The following is a 16,647-nucleotide window of genomic DNA, read 5'->3' on the forward strand; positions in this document are numbered from 1 at the left end:
CCTCCCCCTGCCTCTGTTCCGTCCACACATGGGAGCGCTCCCGCATGACTGCCGTACGACCTGACATCACCCCGAAGCCGGCATCCGAGGCAACGAACTCGCCGACACGCTTCCCGACGGGCTTCGTCTGGGGGGCGGCCACGGCCGCCTACCAGGTCGAAGGCGCGGCTGCCGAGGGCGGCCGCACGCCTTCCATCTGGGACACCTTCAGCCACACCCCCGGCAAGGTTCTGGGCGGTGACACCGGCGATGTCGCCGCCGACCACTACCACCGTTACCGGGACGACGTGGCGCTGATGAAGGAGCTGGGGCTGAAGGCCTACCGCTTCTCCGTCTCCTGGTCCCGGGTGCAGCCGACCGGCCGCGGCCCCGCCGTCGAACGCGGACTGGACTTCTACCGCAAGCTCGTCGACGAGCTCCTCGAGGCGGGCATCACCCCCGTCGCCACCCTCTACCACTGGGACCTTCCCCAGGAGCTGGAGGACGCGGGCGGCTGGCCCGAGCGGGCCACCGCCGAGCGCTTCGCCGACTACACCGCCATCATGGCCGGTGCCCTCGGCGACCGGGTCCCCGTGTGGACCACCTTCAACGAGCCGTGGTGCTCGGCCTTCCTCGGCTACGGCTCCGGCGTGCACGCCCCCGGCCGCACCGAACCGGCGGCCACCCTGCGCGCGGCACACCATCTCAACCTCGCCCATGGACGGGCGATCGAGGTACTGCGCGGTCGACTCCCCGCTGGAGCGCAGACCTCGGTCACCCTCAATCTGCACCAGGTCCGCCCGCTGACCGACAGCGCCGCCGACGCGGACGCCGCCCGTCGGATCGACGCCGTCGGCAACCGGATCTTCACCGGCCCGATGCTGCGCGGTGCGTACCCCGAGGACCTGATCGCCGACACCTCGCACCTGGTGGACTGGTCGAAGCTGGTCCACGACGGCGACCTGGCAGCCATCTCCCGCCCCGTCGATGTGCTGGGGGTGAACTACTACACGCCCACGATCGTCTCCATGCCGGAAGCGGGCAGGGGTGACTCCCGCGACGACGGTCACGGCAACAGCGACCACTCCCCGTGGACCGGCTCCGAGCAGGTCGCCTTCCACCTCTCGGAGGGCAAGAAGCGCACCGCGATGAACTGGGCGATCGACCCCGACGGGCTGTACGCGCTGCTCATGGACGTCACCCACGACCACCCGGGCCTGCCCCTGATGGTCACCGAGAACGGTGCGGCCTTCGACGACCAGGTCTCGCCCGACGGTCGGGTCGACGACCCGGAGCGGATCGAGTACCTGCGCGGCCACCTCGACGCCGTCCAGCGGGCCGTCGCCGACGGCGCGGATGTCCGCGGCTACTTCCTGTGGTCGCTGATGGACAACTTCGAGTGGGGGTACGGATACTCCAAGCGCTTCGGCGCGGTCTACGTCGACTACGCATCCCAGCGCCGCATCCCCAAGGCGAGCGCCCACTGGTACGCCGATGTGATCCGCCGTCACGCCCTTCCGCCGGTTCCCGAACTCCCCTGACTCCTCTGACTCCTCTGACTTTCCCAGGCAAGCGCACGCGACAGACGACGGAGACCCGGCCCGCGCCGGGTCTCCGTCGTTTCCGCAGCTCCCGATGTTCCGGCCGCCCCCGGATGCGCATCCGCAGATCCGTACCCCCCTGGTCACCTGCACCCGGCGTCGCCATCCCGTAGGGTGGGAGCGCTCCCATAGTTGGGGCCCGGCAGGCCTTCCGAGGTCGGACAGGTGTCACGGGGTCCAACAGGTGGACTTGGCTTGGTTATCCGACTATGAGAAGTTGACCGCGAACGGGAGGCAGCCATGGCGGCAGCGCGAGTACGGAGCGGCGGGCGGCCCACGCTCGAAGAGGTCGCGGCACGGGCCGGAGTCGGACGTGGCACGGCCTCACGGGTCATCAACGGCTCGCCACGGGTCAGCGAGCACACCCGTGAGGCGGTCGAAGCTGCCGTCGCCGAGCTGGGATACGTACCCAACCGAGCGGCCCGCGCACTCGCCGGGAACCGCACGGACGCCATCGCCCTCGTCGTGCCCGAGCCCGAGACCCGGTTCTTCGCCGAGCCGTACTTCTCGGACATCGTCCGCGGGGTCGGTGCGGCCCTCGCCGACACCGAGATGCAACTGCTGCTCACTCTCGTGGGCAACGACCGCGAGCGGAAGCGGCTGGCCCAGTATCTGACCGCGCACCGCGTCGACGGCGTGCTACTGGTCTCCGTACACGCCGACGACCCGCTGCCGGACCTGCTGGAACAGCTCGGCATGCCGGCCGTGATGAGCGGCCGCAGATCCGCCTCCGAGACGCTCGCCGCGGTCGACTCCGACAACTTCGAGGGTGCCCGCGGCGCCGTCGACCATCTCATCTCCCGCGGCCGCCGCTCCATCGCCACGATCACCGGGCGCCTCGATGTGTACGGCGCGCAGCGCCGCCTCGACGGCTACCGCAAGGCGGTCGCGGCGGCGGGTCTCGGCCCGGACGAGCAACTGATCGCCCCTGCCGACTTCACCGAGGACGGCGGGGCCCGTGCCATGCGGGAGCTGCTGGCCCGCCGCCCCGACGTGGACGCGGTCTTCGCCGCCTCCGACGTGATGGCCGCGGGTGCCCGTCAGGTACTCCGCGAGGCGGGCCGGCGGATCCCGGACGATGTGGCGCTGATCGGCTTCGACGACTCGGCCGTGGCCCGTCACATGGACCCGGCGCTCACCAGCGTGCGCCAGCCGATCGAGGAGATGGGCCGGGTGATGACGCGGGTGCTGCTCCAGGAGATCGCGGGCGAGAACGAGGAGCGCCCGCAGATCGTGCTCCCGACGGAACTCGTCGTCCGCGATTCGTCCTGACGGTCGCCCCGGCCAGGGACTGGAGTGACGACCGTCACACAAGGACCTGGTGAGGGAGGCTCAGTCGTACGGACACACGAGAAGGGCCCCGGTCCGAAGACCGGGGCCCTTCCCTTCAGGGTGAGTAACGGGACTCGAACCCGCGACATCCTGGACCACAACCAGGTGCTCTACCATCTGAGCTATACCCACCATGTCCGGTCTTTTTCTGACCGGCCGAGAAAAAGTGTACAGGGTCCGAGAGGGTGCTCGCGCCCTTGTTGTTCAGCCGCTGATCCCAGGCCTTGAAGCGCCCGTGACCAGCGGCTTCCCGAGGGTCTAAGCCGACTGCTGCGTCAGGCGTGTCGCAATGGCCTTCGCCTGCTCGGAGTCTGGCCCGGGCTGCGGTACGAAGACCGCTTCCCGGTAGTACCGCAGCTCCGTGATGGAGTCACGGATGTCCGCGAGCGCCCGGTGGTTGCCGTTCTTCTCCGGGCTGTTGAAGTACGCCTTCGGGTACCAGCGGCGGGCCAGCTCCTTGATCGAGGACACATCGACGATCCGGTAGTGGAGGTAGCCCTCCAGAGCCGCCATGTCGCGGGCCAGGAAGCCACGGTCGGTACCGACCGAGTTTCCGCAGAGCGGGGCCTTGCCCGGCTCCTTCACGTGCTCGCGCACATAGGCCAGCACCTGGGCCTCGGCGTCGGCCAGGGTGGTGCCGCCGGCCAGCTCGTCGAGGAGGCCCGAGGCGGTGTGCATCTGCCGCACCACCTCGGGCATCGTTTCCAGGGTCCTGTCCGGCGGGCGGATCACGATGTCCACCCCGTCGCCGAGCACGTTCAACTCCGAGTCGGTGACCAGTGCGGCCACCTCGATGAGTGCGTCTTCCGTCAACGAGAGCCCGGTCATCTCGCAGTCGATCCACACCATGCGATCGTTCATACGCCCCACCCTACGGGGCGCTGCGCTGCCCCGGCAGGGTCGGGCGTCCCGTGGCGTAAGCATCGGACCCCGGCTTCCCGTGATCCGGCTGACCCGTACCGACCGCCGTGGAGGCCGCGGCCACGGGGCCCGACGGGGTCCCCGTCGCACCGGCCCTCCGGCTCGCGGACGCGCCCTGTGCGGGCACGACCGTCTCGATCGCGGTCGCCACCGGGTCCAGCGCCCCGGCCTGCGGACGGCGGGCCCGGTAGGCGGCCCGGTAGGCGGCGGGGGAGGAGCCCAGCTGGCGCCGGAAATGTCCGCGCAGCGCGACCGGCGAGCGGAAGCCGCAGCGGCCCGCGACCTCGTCGACCGAGTAGTCGGACGTCTCCAGCAGCCGCTGAGCCTGCAGCACCCGCTGGGTGATCAGCCACTGGAGCGGTGCGCTGCCGGTGAGCGAACGGAACCTCCGGTCGAAGGTCCGCCTGCTCATATAGGCACGCCCGGCCAGCGTCTCCACGTCGAACTGCTCGTGCAGATGCTCCAGCGCCCAGGCCACGACCTCGGCGAGCGGGTCGGAGCCGATCTCTTCAGGTAAAGACCTGTCGAGGTAGCGCTCCTGACCGCCACTGCGCCGCGGCGGCACCACGAGCCGGCGGGCCAGCGCCCCGGCGGCCTCCGTGCCGTGGTCCGTGCGGACTATGTGCAGACAGAGGTCGATGCCGGCAGCCGTCCCGGCGGAGGTGAGCACATCGCCGTCGTCGACGAACAGCTCACGCGGATCGACATGGACCGACGGATAGCGCTTGGCCAGCGTCGGTGCGTACATCCAGTGCGTGGTCGCCGGGCGGCCGTCCAGCAGGCCCGCGGCGGCGAGCACGAACGCCCCGGTGCACAGCCCGACGATGCGGGCCCCTTCCTCGTGGGCGCGGCGCAGCGCGTCCAGCGCCTCTGCGGGCGGCGGCGAGGTGATCGAACGCCAGGCGGGCACCACGACGGTGCCTGCCCTGCTGATCGCCTCCAGCCCGTAGGGCGTGGTGAGTTCGAGTCCCCCCGTGGTCCGCAGCGGTCCCTCTTCCCCGCCGCAGACGAGCAGTCGGTAGCGCGGAACTCCCGCGTCCTGACGGTCGATTCCGAACACGGAGAGCGGGATGGAGCTCTCGAAGATGGGGCCGCCGCTGAAGAGCAGCACGGCGACGACTTCCCGACGTCGTCGTCCGCTGAGCTTCCGTACAGCCTCCGTTGCGGCGGCGGAGTCCTGGCTCATGACGCTAAGCCCCCCTCGGTGTTCGCGTCTCCCTGGTCCTTACGGGCCTGTCGCTCCTGCACATTTCCCCTCGGTCTTGCGCGAGTCCCCAGTCTTCGGCACCCAAGATCGAATCTACTGCGTCCCGCGGTGCCGGCGTGACAAGTTGACCAACCAGCACTATGTCGACAAGGCAACTTGGCGGGAAGCATTCGATCACGAAGCGTTTCACTCAGAAGCCGTGCAGGGAAGTGCGCCTCGTATTCGTGGCCCGTCCCCGTCGGGTGGAAGCGTACCGCCTGGTCTCTTCTTGCCTGGTGGCAAGGGGGTTGATCGGCCAATTCCCCAAGGAATGGGCCGGGGTGAGAAGTTGGCTGAAAATATATGGTTGCGCAAGTCTGAATCCGTCGTTTGACCGGCGCACACCCCTGGCGGAGCGACTGCGCCCGTAGGCGCCGGCGGTCGGGTGGGCGGGGCGAGGGTCCGGCAGGCCGCGAGGGGGACGACGGGCCCCGGTCGGATGGCGGTATCCGGCCGGTGGGTGTACCGGCGGACGGGGCGGCGGATGTGCCGAACGCCACGCGGGCGACCGGCGCCGGTGAACAGCTGAACACCGCCGCGGCGTCGCTTCCCGGCATCGCTCCGCCGCAGTGCTCCTGGATGCTGTACTTCGGTGCGGAGCGCGCGATGCCGTGACTCCGCGGCGCCGGCGTGTGACCGGCGGCGCCTGCCCGCCCGCTGGTCACCGAGTGCTGTCTCCTGTTCACGCAAGCTCGATGTACTACGCAACCGGCATTGCCATACGGTGCCGCCTCGGGCATGCTCCCTGGAACGTCGCACGCGCTTTGCGGGGGTCTGGGCAGTGGAGGAGTGGCGCCGTACCCTTGGGGGTAAGGGGTTGGGAAGATGATTCCCGGACACCGCATCACCGCCCGCTGATACACCTTCCCCAAGCCGCTCACTCCTCACGAGGACTCTCTTCGCCGAGACACCGATGGCCGGTCACGAAATCCCCGAACCCGCGGACCGCAAGCAGGTAGCCGACCCTCTGTCGGACCAGCAGGCGGTCGAAGAAACACGCCATTCCTGCGATCCCGCCTTCCGGCATGGGGTCGTGGTCGGCTTCGACGGCTCCACGTCCAGTGAGCGAGCCCTCGCCTATGCCATCGGGATGGCCCGGAGATCAGGTTCCGGTCTGATCATCGTCCATGTTGCCAACCGCCTGCCGACCACGGTCTGGGCAGGCTGTGAGCCGCCCGTCTTCGTCGACGTGCCCGACCACCGCACCGAGGTCCTCGGGCTGGAGCTCGCCTGTGCGGACTACCTCTCCGAGGTGCCGTGGGTGCTTGTCGAGCGGGGCGGCGACATCTGCCACGAGCTGGAGGACGTGGGCCGGGAGTACTCGGCCGACGCGATCGTCGTCGGCTCCACGCACGGCATCGTCGGCCGGATCTTCGGCTCGGTGGCGGGGCGGCTGGCGCGGCGCGCGCAGCGCCCGGTCGTGGTCATTCCCTAGCGCGGGCTCCTGGCGGACCCTCGGCGATCCCTCGCCGCTCCCTCGTTCTCCGACGTGGCGTCAACTCGCTGTTGGAAACAGGCAACCTACTCACCCGTAGAGGTGGATTGTGCGCTTGTGAAGGGTACATAAGGGTCACTGGAAACAGCACCACTGCCTTGAAGGGAGCCCGCCGTGGACAATGACGTCTCTGCGGGAAACAGCAGCACCTCCACCCTCGGCCATCTCGCCCTGGGACTCACCCTGTTGGCGTTCGGTATCGGTCACACCGGGGTCATCGACGGTGTGACGGCGGCCGACGCCGTCTCGCTCGCGCTGTATGTCGGCGGTATAGCCCTGTTCGTCGCCGGACTGCTGGAGTTCCGCGCCGGCAGCGGTTTCACCGGCACGGCCTTCGTCGGACTCGGCGCCTTCTGGTTCACCTGGGGCACCGGTGCCGGTGCCCAAGTCTCCAGTCACGCCGCGGGCCTGTTCCTGCTGCTCTGGGCACTGTTCGCACTGAGCCTGGCCCTCGGGTCGGCCGGCGGCGGTCGGCTCGCCCAGGGGACGTACGGACTGCTCTTCCTGGGGCTTCTGCTCCTGGGCGTCGGGCAGTTCGCCGACAGTGACGGGCTCGGCAAGGTCGGCGGCTGGCTCGCCGCGGTTGCCGGTCTCGCCGCCTGGTACGGGGCGACGGCGGCGCTGGCCAAATGGCCGACGGTGCTCCCGAAGCGCGCTGCCGGCCGAGGTGTGACGGCCACCGGCTGAGGCAGCCGTCGGCCGGTGCGACCCTGCCGACGCGAGAGAGCGACCCCGCACCCGTGGTGGCGTGGTGCGGGGCCGCTCCCTGTCCGGCGTACTGCCGCGCGTGCTACTCGACCGTGACGGACTTCGCGAGGTTCCGCGGCTTGTCGATGTCGCGGCCCATGGCCAGCGCCGTGTGGTAAGCGAAGAGCTGGAGCGGGATGCCCATCAGGATCGGGTCCAGCTCGTTCTCGTTCTTCGGTACGACGATGGTGTGGTCGGCCTTCTCCTGCACCTGGTGGGCGACCGCGAGGATCCGGCCGCTGCGGGCCTTGATCTCCTCCATCGCGGCGCGGTTCTTCTCCAGCAGCTCGTCGTCCGGCACGATCGCGACCGTCGGCATCGCGGGCTCGATCAGGGCCAGCGGGCCGTGCTTCAGCTCGGACGCCGGGTAGGCCTCGGCGTGGATGTACGAGACCTCCTTGAGCTTCAGCGAGGCCTCACGGGCGACGGGGTAGCCGCGCACCCGGCCGATGAACATCATCGACTTGGCGTCCGCGTACTCCGCGGCCAGCTTCTTGATCTCGTCCTCGTTCTCGAGGATCTCGGTGATCTGGGCGGGCAGCCTGCGCAGACCCTCGATGATCCGCTTGCCGTCGGCGACCGACAGGTCGCGGATCCGGCCGAGGTGCAGGGCGAGCAGCGCGAACGCGACCACCGTATTGGTGAAGCACTTGGTGGAGACGACGCAGACCTCGGGGCCCGCGTGGACGTACGTACCGCCGTCGGCCTCCCGGGCGATCGCCGAGCCGACCACGTTGACCACGCCGAGGACGCGGGCGCCCTTGCGCTTGAGCTCCTGGACGGCGGCCAGTACGTCGTAGGTCTCGCCGGACTGGGAGACCGCGACGTACAGGGTGTCGGGGTCGACGACCGGGTTGCGGTAGCGGAACTCGGAGGCGGGTTCGGCGTCCGCGGGGATGCGGGCCAGCTCCTCGATCAGCTGGGCGCCGATCTGGCCTGCGTGGTACGAGGTGCCGCAGCCCAGGATCTTGATCCGGCGGACCCCGCGCGCCTCGCGGGCGTCCAGGTTGAGACCGCCCAGGTGGACGGTGGAGAAACGGTCGTCGATCCGGCCGCGCAGCACCCGGTCGACGGCGTCGGCCTGCTCGGAGATCTCCTTGTGCATGTACGTGTCGTGGCCGCCCATGTCGTACGACTCGGCCTCCCACTCCACGGTGGTCGGCGTGGCCGTCGTGCTGGAGCCCTCGGTGGTGTACGTACGGAAGTCGTCGGCCTTGAGGGTGGCCATCTCGCCGTCGTCGAGGGTGACGACCTGGCGGGTGTGGGTGACCAGCGCGGCGACGTCGGAGGCGACGAACATCTCCTTCTCGCCGATGCCGAGGACGACCGGGGAGCCGTTGCGGGCGACGACGATGCGGTCGTTGAAGTCGGCGTGCATGACGGCGATGCCGTACGTGCCCTCGATCGAGCGCAGGGCCTCGCGGACCTTCTCCTCCAGGGTGTCCGCCTGCGCGCGGGCGACCAGGTGGACCAGTACCTCGGTGTCGGTCTCGGAGAGGAAGACGACGCCGTCGGCGACGAGCTTCGCACGGAGCTCGGAGGCGTTGTCGATGATGCCGTTGTGGACGACGGCGACCTTGTGGTCGGCGTCCAGGTGCGGGTGCGCGTTCTCGTCGCTCGGGGCGCCGTGGGTGGCCCAGCGGGTGTGGGCGATACCGGTGGTGCCGGTGAAGCGCTTGGGGATACGGGACTCCAGCTCGCGGACCCGGCCCTTCGCCTTGACCATCTTCAGCGCGGCGGGCTTCCCGGCCGACGCCTTGCCTGTGATGACGATGCCCGCGGAGTCGTAACCCCGGTACTCGAGCCGCTGCAGACCTTCCAGCAGCAGCGGAGCCACGTCACGCTTCCCGATGTATCCGACGATTCCGCACATATGGTCTCTTCCCCTCCATCGACGTACTTGTGAGTGCCCGTTGTTCAGCCGTAGACGATGCGGCGCAGCTGGCGGAGCGACAGCTCCGGCGGCGCGACCGCCCGGTGCGGCAGCTCGGCCGCGATCCGTTCGAAGATCTCCGCGTTCACCAGGCCGCCGGACTGCAGTTCCCGGTGGCGGCGGCGCACGAAGTCGTCGGTCGTCTCGTCGAAGTACGCCAGCACGTCGAGGATCACCCGGGTTGCTTCCCCGCGCTGAAGCGAGGTGGAGCGCACCAGGTGATCGATGAGGTCGTCATGCGACGGACGGCGTTCGAGCACTCGTCGATATTGCGGTGGATGAAGGCCGTACGCAACAATTCTGCCCGATTTCGGGCAGGCGTGAGTGCAATCGCACTCCCCGGGGCGCCCCAGGTGGCGTCGAGAGAGCTCGATATCACTTCTCGTCATCGAGAGATTGCTCAGAGTTGCTTCGGGGTGCGGGCCCCGTCCCGACCGGATGATTTCCGCTGTACGTCAGATTCCGTCGGCCACAAAAGGGGAAGTGGTCTACACCTTGACCACGCGTGGGCCGCACGATACGCATGGTGATGGTTCGTTTCTCAGGAGATCCACAGGTGTGAACCCGTCGAAAGGGACCCGGCTTGTGAGACTGCACAGGACACAGCGCACCGCCCTTCCCCGTCTTCTCGGCTCGCTGCTGCTCGTCACAGCGGCCGGTATCTCCAGTGCCGGCGCGGCTCCGGGAGCGGCGGCGGCGAGCATCGGCCCGGCCGCCTCCGTCGCGCCCCGTCCGCTCGGGCAGATCGTGCCCGCCCCCGCCGAAGCGAGGGCGGGCGGATCCCCGTACGTCATCACCGCGGGAACGAAGATCCGCATCGACCACGGCTCCAGCGAGGCCCGGAAGATCGGCGAGTATCTGGCGGGCGTGCTGCGCCCCTCCACCGGGTACGCCCTGCCGGTCACCGGCAGCGGCGGCAGCGACGGCATCCGGCTGCGGCTCGGCTCCCACGACAGCAAGCTGGGCGCGGAGGGCTACACGCTGAAGTCCGGCCGCGGATCCGTCACCATCACCGCGCGCCGCCCGGCAGGGCTCTTCCACGGAGTTCAGACGCTGCGTCAGCTGCTGCCGGCCGATGTGGAGAAGAAAAGCCGTCAGGCGGGCCCCTGGAAGGTTGCGGGCGGCACGGTCACGGACGCGCCGCGCTATGCGTACCGCGGCGCGATGCTCGATGTCTCCCGGCACTTCTTCTCCGTCACCGAGGTCAAGCGCTACATCGACCAGCTGGCCCTCTACAAGATGAACAAATTCCATCTGCATCTCTCCGACGACCAGGGCTGGCGCATCGCCATAGATTCCTGGCCGCGGCTCGCCACGTACGGCGGGCAGACGGAGGTCGGCGGCGGAGCCGGCGGCTACTACACGAAGAGCGACTACAGGGAGATCATCCGGTACGCGGCCTCGCGCTATCTGGAGGTCGTGCCGGAGATCGATCTGCCGGGCCACACGAACGCGGCACTCGCCTCGTACGCCGAGCTGAACTGCAACGGCGTCGCGCCGCCGCTCTACACCGGCACGAACGTCGGTTTCAGCTCGCTGTGCGTGCCGAAGGCCATCACCTACGACTTCGTGAACGACGTGGTCCGTGAGCTGGCCGCGCTCACCCCCGGCAAGTACCTCCACATCGGCGGCGACGAGGCGCATTCCACCAGCCACGACGACTATGTGGCGTTCATGAACAAGGCGCAGGCCATCGTCGGCAAGTACGGCAAGACCGTGGTCGGCTGGCACCAGCTGACCGGGGCCACGCCGGTCGCGGGGGCGGTCGCCCAGTACTGGGGTTACGACGAGACGGGCGCCGCCGAGCGCAAGCAGGTGGCGGACGCCGCGAAGAACGGCACGAAGCTGGTGCTGTCCCCGGCGGACCGGCTCTATCTCGACATGAAGTACAACAAGGACACCGCGCTGGGGCTGGCCTGGGCCGGCTATGTCGAGGTGCAGCGTTCGTACGACTGGAACCCCGGCACGTATCTCGAGGGCGCCCCGGAGAGCTCCGTCCTCGGTGTCGAGGCGCCGATCTGGTCGGAGACGCTGACCAACAGCGACGAGATCGAGCAGATGGCGTTCCCGCGGCTGCCGGGCGTCGCGGAGCTGGGCTGGTCGCCGGCGTCCACGCATGACTGGGACGCGTACAAGGTGCGGCTGGCCGCTCAGGGCCCGAGGTTCTCGGCGCTGGGGATCGACTACTACCGGTCGGCGCAGGTGCCGTGGCCCGCGAAGTGAGGTGACCGGGCGGTCCGGCTGACGCCTCTGTCCTCGATGATCACCGGACGGGCTCGATTCTTCGGGCTCGTCCGGCGATCGGGGCCACGATCTAGAACCCCGCGATCGGGTTCCTCAGGGTGCCGATCAGTTGCAGTGCTCCCGACGGGTCCGTGAGGTCGACCATCTGCTTGTTGTTGCGCAGCTGCAGCCGGTTCAGGCAGGACAGCGCGAACTCGTCGGTGAACATGTCGTACTGCTTGAACTTGTCGGCGAGCTGCGGCACCGACTCCTGGTAGCCGGACACGCACTCGGCGACCGTCCGCCAGAAGGTGTCCTCGTCGAGGACCGACTCGGTGGCGAGCCCGGCAGCCAGGAAGCGGAAGAAGCAGTCGAAGACGTCGGTGAACACCGACAGCAGTTTCATGTCGTCGGGGACCTCGGCGCGGATCCGCTCGACCTGCGGCGGCAGCACCGCGTCCGGGTCCATGACCGCGATCTCCTCGGCGATGTCCTTGAACACCGTGCGGGTGACGACCCCGTCCTCGACGACCAGGATGACGTTCTCACCGTGCGGCATGTACGCCAGGTCGTACGCGTAGAAGCTGTGCAGCACCGGCACCAGATAGGCGTCCAGATAGCGCCGCAGCCAGGTGGCGGGTGCCAGTCCCGATTCGGCGATCAGCGCGCCGGCGACGGAGTTGCCCTCGTGGTCGGTGTGGACGAGCGAGGCCATGGTCGCGACCCGTTCGCCGGCTGCCAGGCCCGGCACCGGGCTCTCCCGCCAGAGCGCGGCGAGCATTTTCAGGTACGGGGAGCCCTTGGCGGTGGCCGCCTCGTACGCCCGGTGGTGGTAGCCGATGGCCGCCCGCTCCCGGATGATCGAGAACCGCGCCGCGCGCAGCACCTCGTCGCGCTCTATCAGCCCGGCGAGCCAGTCGTTGATCGCGGGCGTTGCTTCCATGTACGCGGCGGAGAGCCCGCGCATGAAGCCCATGTTGAGGACGGACAGCGCCGTTTTGACGTAGTGCTTGTCCGGGTTGCTGGTGTTGAAGAACGTGCGGATCGACTGCTGGGCGAGGTAGCTGTCGTCGCCCTTCCCGAGGCAGACCAGATGGTGCTGGGCGAGTTCTCCGGCGAAGGTGACGGCCAGCTTGTTCCACCACTGCCAGGGGTGGACGGGGATCAGCAGGTAGTCGTCGAGGTCGAGACCGAGGCCGGTCATCGTGGCCGCGAACCGGGCCTGGGTCTCCCCGCTCAGTTCTCCGGCGATCAGCGTGGGGTAGTCGAGACCGGCGCCCGCGGTGAAGGTCGCGCGGTCGCGGCGGGCGGCGAGCCAGACCAGCCGGATCTCGCTCGCCGCCTCGGGGGCGTACGCGCGGTACTCGTCGACACCGAAGCCGAGCCGTCCGTTGTTGGCGACGAAGCAGGGGTGGCCCTCGGTCATGCCCGTCTCGATCGCCTGGAAACCGGCGGCGACGAGCTCGGCGGAGGTCACCGGCTCCTTGGTCAGTTTGTACGCGGTTCCGGCCAGCGTGGAGGAGATCTCCTCCAGGTAGACCGGCAGAATCTCCGCCGAGAGGCCGAGCGTCTCGCGCAGTTCGATGAAGAACTCCAGTGCGTCCAGGGCGAGTTCCTGGCCGTGCCGGTGGCGGGCGACGGAGGCCGCGTCGACCCGCCAGTGGTCGAGCGCGAAGAGCCGGGCGGTGAAGCGGTACTCGGTCGCCGTGTCGTCGCTGTGTACGGCATAGCGGTCGCCCCCGAGCGGTTCGGGGGTCAGCAGCCGCTCATGGGCGAACTCGGCGAGGGCCTTGCGGATGAGCTGCCGGTTGGCGGAGGCCCAGTGTGCGGGGGTGAGGTGCGCGACGGCGTCGGTGGTCGTGGTCATCGGGCGGCTCCTTCGCGTCGTGCGGCCTCGAACTGCTCCCGGGTGCAGGCGCTGAGCAGGGCGGTCTTCTCCGGCTTGGCGATCTCCCGGAGAACCTCGAAGCCGACGGCCTTGTTGAGTGCGTGCACCGCGCTGTTGCGTACGTCCGGCTCGACGACGACACGGCGTACCGACGGGTCGGCGAAGAGTGTCTCCATCACGGCGGTGATCACGGCGCGGGTGAAGCCGTGCAGCGGGGTGTCGGACGGGGCTACCAGGAAGTGCATACCGATGTCGCCGGGCTCGGCCTCGTACAGGCCCTTGAGCTCCACCTCGGTGGGGTCGTACCGCTCCATCAGGAAGGCGGGCTCACCGTTGCGCAGTCCTATGAACGCGTCGTGGTGCGGGTGGGCGGCGATCGCCATGTACTCCCGCTCGACGTCCTCGAGCCTGGCGCCGCCCATCAGCCAGAAGGAGGCCTTGGGGTGGGTGACCCAGCCGTGCACCACCTCGGCGTCGGCGAGAGGGTCGAGGGCGCGGACCGTGAAGGTGCCGAGGTCGGTGGTCATACGGCGAACTCCTGGAAGGCGATGGACTTCTCGACCGGGTAGTACTCACGGCCGAGCAGTTCGCCGATGATGTACGCGTTGCGGTAGGCACCCATGCCCAGGTCGGGCGAGGTGATCGAGTGGGTGTGCGTGCCCGCGTTCTGCAGGAAGACGCCGCGCCCGGTGGTGTCGATGGAGTAGTTGCGGGCCACGTCGAAGCGGCCCCGGCTGTCGTGGCGCAGCCGGTCGGTGATCGGCTCCAGGAAGGCGGGCGGGGTGTAGCGGTAGCCGGTGGCGAGGATCAGGCCCTCGGTGTCGAGGGTGTAGTCCTTGCCCTGCTCCTCCTGGCGCAGGGCGAGGGTGTACGTACCGCTGGACTCCTCGTAGCTCGCACTGTTCAAAGCGGAGTTGGTCAGGAGCCGGGTGGGGACGGGGCCGGGCAGGTTCTTCCGGTAGAGCAGATCGAAGATCGCGTCGATCAGCTCCGAGTCGATGCCCTTGAAGAGGCCCTTCTGGCCGGACTCCAGTCCGTAGCGGGTCTGCTCGGGCAGCGCGTGGAAGTAGTCGATGTACTCCGGGGAGGTCATCTCCAGCGTCAGCTTGGTGTACTCCAGCGGGAAGAACCGCGGTGAACGTGTCACCCAGTTCAGCCGGTAGCCGTGCACATCGATCTCGGAGAGCAGGTCGTAGTAGATCTCCGCCGCGCTCTGCCCGCTGCCGACGAGGGTGATGGACTTCTTCGCCTGAAGGGCTGCTTTCCCGTCCAGGTAACGGGAGTTGTGCAGGAAGTCGCCGCCCAGGTCCTGGCAGGCATCCGGAATGTACGCGGGAGTCCCCGTGCCGAGCACCAGATGCCGGGCGCGGAAGAGACCACCGTCGACGGTGGCCGCGGTGTAAAGGGCGGTGCTCTCGTCGTACGTGACGGACTCGACGGTCTCGTTGAAGCGGACGCTGCTCAGTTTGGCGGCGGCCCACCGGCAGTAGTCGTTGTACTCGGTCCGCAGCGGGTAGAAGTTCTCCCGGATGTAGAAGGAGTACAGCCGGCCGCGTTCCTTCAGGTAGTTGAGGAAGGAGTACGGCGAGGTGGGGTCGGCCATCGTCACCAGGTCCGACATGAACGGCGTCTGGAGATGGGCGCCTTCGAGGAACATTCCGGCGTGCCACTCGAAGTCCGGCTTGGACTCCAGGAACACACCGCTGAGTTCGTCGATGGGCTCCGTCAGGCAGGCGAGGCCGAGATTGAACGGGCCGAGGCCGATCCCGATGAAGTCGTGGGGGTCAGGCAGCGCGGTCAAGGGAGTCTCCCAGGTACTGCTCGGCGTGGCCGGCGATCAGGTCGAGGACCGCGGCGATGTCCCGCGCGGTCGTTTCGGGGTTGAGCAGGGTGAATTTGAGGTACTGGCGGCCGCCCACCTTGGTCCCGGCGACGACGGCCTCGCCGGAGGCGAAGAGCGCCTTGCGGGCGTAGAGGTTGGCCCGGTCGATCTCGGCGGGTGCGGTGACGGCGGCCGGGATGCAGCGGAACACCAGAGTGGACAGCTGCGGCTCGACGACGACGTCGAAGCGCGGGTCGGCGGTGAGCAGCCGCCAGCCCTCGGCGGCCAGGTCGCAGACCTCGTCGAAGAGTTCGCCGATGCCGTCCGCGCCCATGACACGCAGGGTCATCCACAGCTTGAGGGCGTCGAATCTGCGGGTGGTCTGCAGGGACTTGTCGACCTGGTTGGGGATGCGCTCCTCGGCCATCCGCTGCGGGTTGAGGTACTCCGCGTGGTACGTGGCGTGCCGCAGCGTCGCCCGGTCCCGGACCAGCACGGCCGAGGAACTCACGGGCTGGAAGAAGGACTTGTGGTAGTCCACGGTGACCGAGTCGGCGTGCTCGATGCCGTCGAGGAGCTGACGGCGCTCGCGCGAGGCCAGTAGTCCGCAGCCGTACGCGGCGTCGACATGCATCCAGGTGGAGAACTGCTCGCAGAGCGCGGCGATCTCGGGCAGCGGGTCGATGGAGCCGAAGTCCGTGGTGCCCGCGGTGGCGACGACCGCCATCGGGACGGCTCCCTCGGCGACGCACTGCTCGAGCGCGCGGGCGAGGGCCATGGTCTGCATGCGCTTGTTCTGGTCGACGGGGACGGAGACGACGGAGTCCGATCCGAGGCCGAGGAGTTTCGCCGACTTCTGGACGCTGAAGTGGCTGCACTCGGAGGTGAAGATGCGCAGCCGGTTGAAGTGCTCCGGGCGGGACTTGGCCTCTTCGCGGGCGAGCAGCAGGGCCTGCAGGTTGGACTGTGTGCCGCCGCTGGTGAAGATGCCGTCGGCGGCCGGTCCGAGGCCGATGCGGGCCGCGGTCCAGTCGATCAGCCGGCGCTCGATGAGGGTTCCGCCCGCGCTCTGGTCCCAGGTGTCCAGCGAGGAGTTGACGGCCGAGAGCACGGCCTCGCCGAGGACGGCGGGGATCACCACGGGGCAGTTGAGATGCCCCAGGTAGCGGGGGTGGTGGAAGTAGACGGCGTCACGGAGATAGACGCGGTCGAGCTCGTCGAGGGCGGCGGACGCATCGCCCAGCGGCCGGTCCAGATCGATCGCGTCGACGACCGGGGAGAGCTCGTCGACGGAGATCCCGGTGAACGGCCGGTCGGTGGCGGCGAGTTTGGCTGCGACCCGTTCGACTCCTGCGGTGACGGAGCGACGGTAGTGCTCCGCAGTTGTGTCATTGAGCAGGTGCGAACGCATGAAGGGGTCCTCCCGGATGCGGGGAACTTCATCGGGCCCTCAGGACAGA

14 protein-coding genes and 1 tRNA gene are annotated in these 16,647 nt (G+C 68.8%); 6 read left to right on the forward strand and 9 right to left on the reverse strand.

Translation table 11 applies throughout. From position 1 onward, the window contains the following. The first annotated feature begins 44 nt into the window (after nt 1-44). Both OHA03_RS19120 and OHA03_RS19125 read left to right on the forward strand, forming a co-directional pair. Nucleotides 45-1,520 (forward strand): GH1 family beta-glucosidase, encoded by a 1,476-nt coding sequence (locus OHA03_RS19120; protein ID WP_267005033.1) that lies wholly within the window; start codon nt 45-47, stop codon nt 1,518-1,520. A 300-nt stretch (nt 1,521-1,820) separates the two neighbouring features. Continuing rightward, nucleotides 1,821-2,852, forward strand: coding sequence for a LacI family DNA-binding transcriptional regulator (locus OHA03_RS19125; RefSeq protein WP_267005034.1), 1,032 nt, complete (start codon nt 1,821-1,823; stop codon nt 2,850-2,852). Nucleotides 2,853-2,971: 119 nt separating this feature from the next. Here the strand turns inward: OHA03_RS19125 and OHA03_RS19130 are convergent. From OHA03_RS19130 to OHA03_RS19140, 3 genes are all read right to left on the reverse strand, one after another. Beyond that, nucleotides 2,972-3,044: transfer RNA gene (locus OHA03_RS19130), tRNA-His, on the reverse strand. A gap of 126 nt (nt 3,045-3,170) precedes the next feature. After that, nucleotides 3,171-3,773 (reverse strand): oligoribonuclease, encoded by a 603-nt coding sequence (gene orn / locus OHA03_RS19135; RefSeq protein ID WP_267005035.1) that lies wholly within the window; start codon nt 3,771-3,773, stop codon nt 3,171-3,173. A gap of 10 nt (nt 3,774-3,783) precedes the next feature. Further along, the gene (locus OHA03_RS19140) at nt 3,784-5,019 is read right to left on the reverse strand and encodes a helix-turn-helix domain-containing protein (RefSeq protein WP_267005036.1); all 1,236 of its coding nucleotides are present in this window, start codon (nt 5,017-5,019) and stop codon (nt 3,784-3,786) included. Nucleotides 5,020-5,535: 516 nt separating this feature from the next. On the opposite strand from OHA03_RS19140, the gene OHA03_RS19145 reads away from it, so the two are divergent. The 3 genes from OHA03_RS19145 (at nt 5,536) to OHA03_RS19155 (ending at nt 7,261) form a co-directional block, all read left to right on the forward strand. Further along, on the forward strand, nt 5,536-5,694 hold the full coding sequence (locus OHA03_RS19145; RefSeq protein WP_267005037.1) for a hypothetical protein: 159 nt from the start codon (nt 5,536-5,538) through the stop codon (nt 5,692-5,694). Nucleotides 5,695-5,992: 298 nt separating this feature from the next. Then, on the forward strand, nt 5,993-6,514 hold the full coding sequence (locus tag OHA03_RS19150; protein WP_030923407.1) for a universal stress protein: 522 nt from the start codon (nt 5,993-5,995) through the stop codon (nt 6,512-6,514). Nucleotides 6,515-6,688: 174 nt separating this feature from the next. After that, nucleotides 6,689-7,261, forward strand: coding sequence for an acetate uptake transporter (locus OHA03_RS19155; RefSeq protein WP_267005038.1), 573 nt, complete (start codon nt 6,689-6,691; stop codon nt 7,259-7,261). A gap of 103 nt (nt 7,262-7,364) precedes the next feature. On the opposite strand, the gene glmS is transcribed toward OHA03_RS19155, so the two are convergent. Both glmS and OHA03_RS19165 read right to left on the reverse strand, forming a co-directional pair. Next, the gene (gene glmS / locus OHA03_RS19160) at nt 7,365-9,194 is read right to left on the reverse strand and encodes a glutamine--fructose-6-phosphate transaminase (isomerizing) (RefSeq protein WP_267005039.1); all 1,830 of its coding nucleotides are present in this window, start codon (nt 9,192-9,194) and stop codon (nt 7,365-7,367) included. Between the two features lie 44 nt (nt 9,195-9,238). Then, a complete protein-coding gene (locus tag OHA03_RS19165; RefSeq protein ID WP_267005040.1) occupies nt 9,239-9,514 on the reverse strand; it encodes a hypothetical protein in 276 nt (91 codons plus the stop codon). 325 nt (nt 9,515-9,839) lie between these two features. Between OHA03_RS19165 and OHA03_RS19170 the strand changes: the two genes are divergently transcribed. Beyond that, entirely contained in the window at nt 9,840-11,477 is a 1,638-nt protein-coding gene (locus OHA03_RS19170) for a beta-N-acetylhexosaminidase (RefSeq protein WP_267005041.1), read from the forward strand. 91 nt (nt 11,478-11,568) lie between these two features. Here OHA03_RS19170 and OHA03_RS19175 read toward each other — a convergent pair whose 3' ends face one another. The 4 genes from OHA03_RS19175 to OHA03_RS19190 are packed head-to-tail and all read right to left on the reverse strand — an operon-like array spanning nt 11,569 to nt 16,598. Next, nucleotides 11,569-13,344, reverse strand: coding sequence for an IucA/IucC family siderophore biosynthesis protein (locus OHA03_RS19175; RefSeq protein WP_267005042.1), 1,776 nt, complete (start codon nt 13,342-13,344; stop codon nt 11,569-11,571). After that, a complete protein-coding gene (locus OHA03_RS19180; RefSeq protein WP_267005043.1) occupies nt 13,341-13,892 on the reverse strand; it encodes a GNAT family N-acetyltransferase in 552 nt (183 codons plus the stop codon). Before OHA03_RS19180 ends, OHA03_RS19175 begins: the two co-directional genes overlap by 4 nt. Continuing rightward, nucleotides 13,889-15,166 carry a lysine N(6)-hydroxylase/L-ornithine N(5)-oxygenase family protein gene (locus tag OHA03_RS19185; protein WP_267005044.1) on the reverse strand — a complete coding sequence of 426 codons (1,278 nt, stop codon included), beginning with the start codon at nt 15,164-15,166 and terminating at the stop codon, nt 13,889-13,891. Before OHA03_RS19185 ends, OHA03_RS19180 begins: the two co-directional genes overlap by 4 nt. After that, entirely contained in the window at nt 15,150-16,598 is a 1,449-nt protein-coding gene (locus OHA03_RS19190) for an aspartate aminotransferase family protein (RefSeq protein WP_267005045.1), read from the reverse strand. The genes OHA03_RS19185 and OHA03_RS19190 overlap by 17 nt, the downstream gene beginning before the upstream one ends. Between the last annotated feature and the right edge of the window lie 49 nt (nt 16,599-16,647).

This window comes from Streptomyces sp. NBC_00154 (assembly GCF_026342835.1).
GTDB lineage: Bacteria > Actinomycetota > Actinomycetes > Streptomycetales > Streptomycetaceae > Streptomyces.

Excerpts from the sequence above, each read along its gene's own strand:
- OHA03_RS19180 (WP_267005043.1), bottom strand. The coding sequence starts at position 13,892 with ATGACCACCGACCTCGGCACCTTCACGGTCCGCGCCCTCGACCCTCTC.
- OHA03_RS19125 (WP_267005034.1), top strand. The coding sequence starts at position 1,821 with ATGGCGGCAGCGCGAGTACGGAGCGGCGGGCGGCCCACGCTCGAAGAG.
- OHA03_RS19150 (WP_030923407.1), top strand. The coding sequence starts at position 5,993 with ATGGCCGGTCACGAAATCCCCGAACCCGCGGACCGCAAGCAGGTAGCC.
- orn (WP_267005035.1), bottom strand. The coding sequence starts at position 3,773 with ATGAACGATCGCATGGTGTGGATCGACTGCGAGATGACCGGGCTCTCG.
- glmS (WP_267005039.1), bottom strand. The coding sequence starts at position 9,194 with ATGTGCGGAATCGTCGGATACATCGGGAAGCGTGACGTGGCTCCGCTG.
- OHA03_RS19120 (WP_267005033.1), top strand. The coding sequence starts at position 45 with ATGACTGCCGTACGACCTGACATCACCCCGAAGCCGGCATCCGAGGCA.
- OHA03_RS19190 (WP_267005045.1), bottom strand. The coding sequence starts at position 16,598 with ATGCGTTCGCACCTGCTCAATGACACAACTGCGGAGCACTACCGTCGC.
- OHA03_RS19140 (WP_267005036.1), bottom strand. The coding sequence starts at position 5,019 with ATGAGCCAGGACTCCGCCGCCGCAACGGAGGCTGTACGGAAGCTCAGC.
- OHA03_RS19175 (WP_267005042.1), bottom strand. The coding sequence starts at position 13,344 with ATGACCACGACCACCGACGCCGTCGCGCACCTCACCCCCGCACACTGG.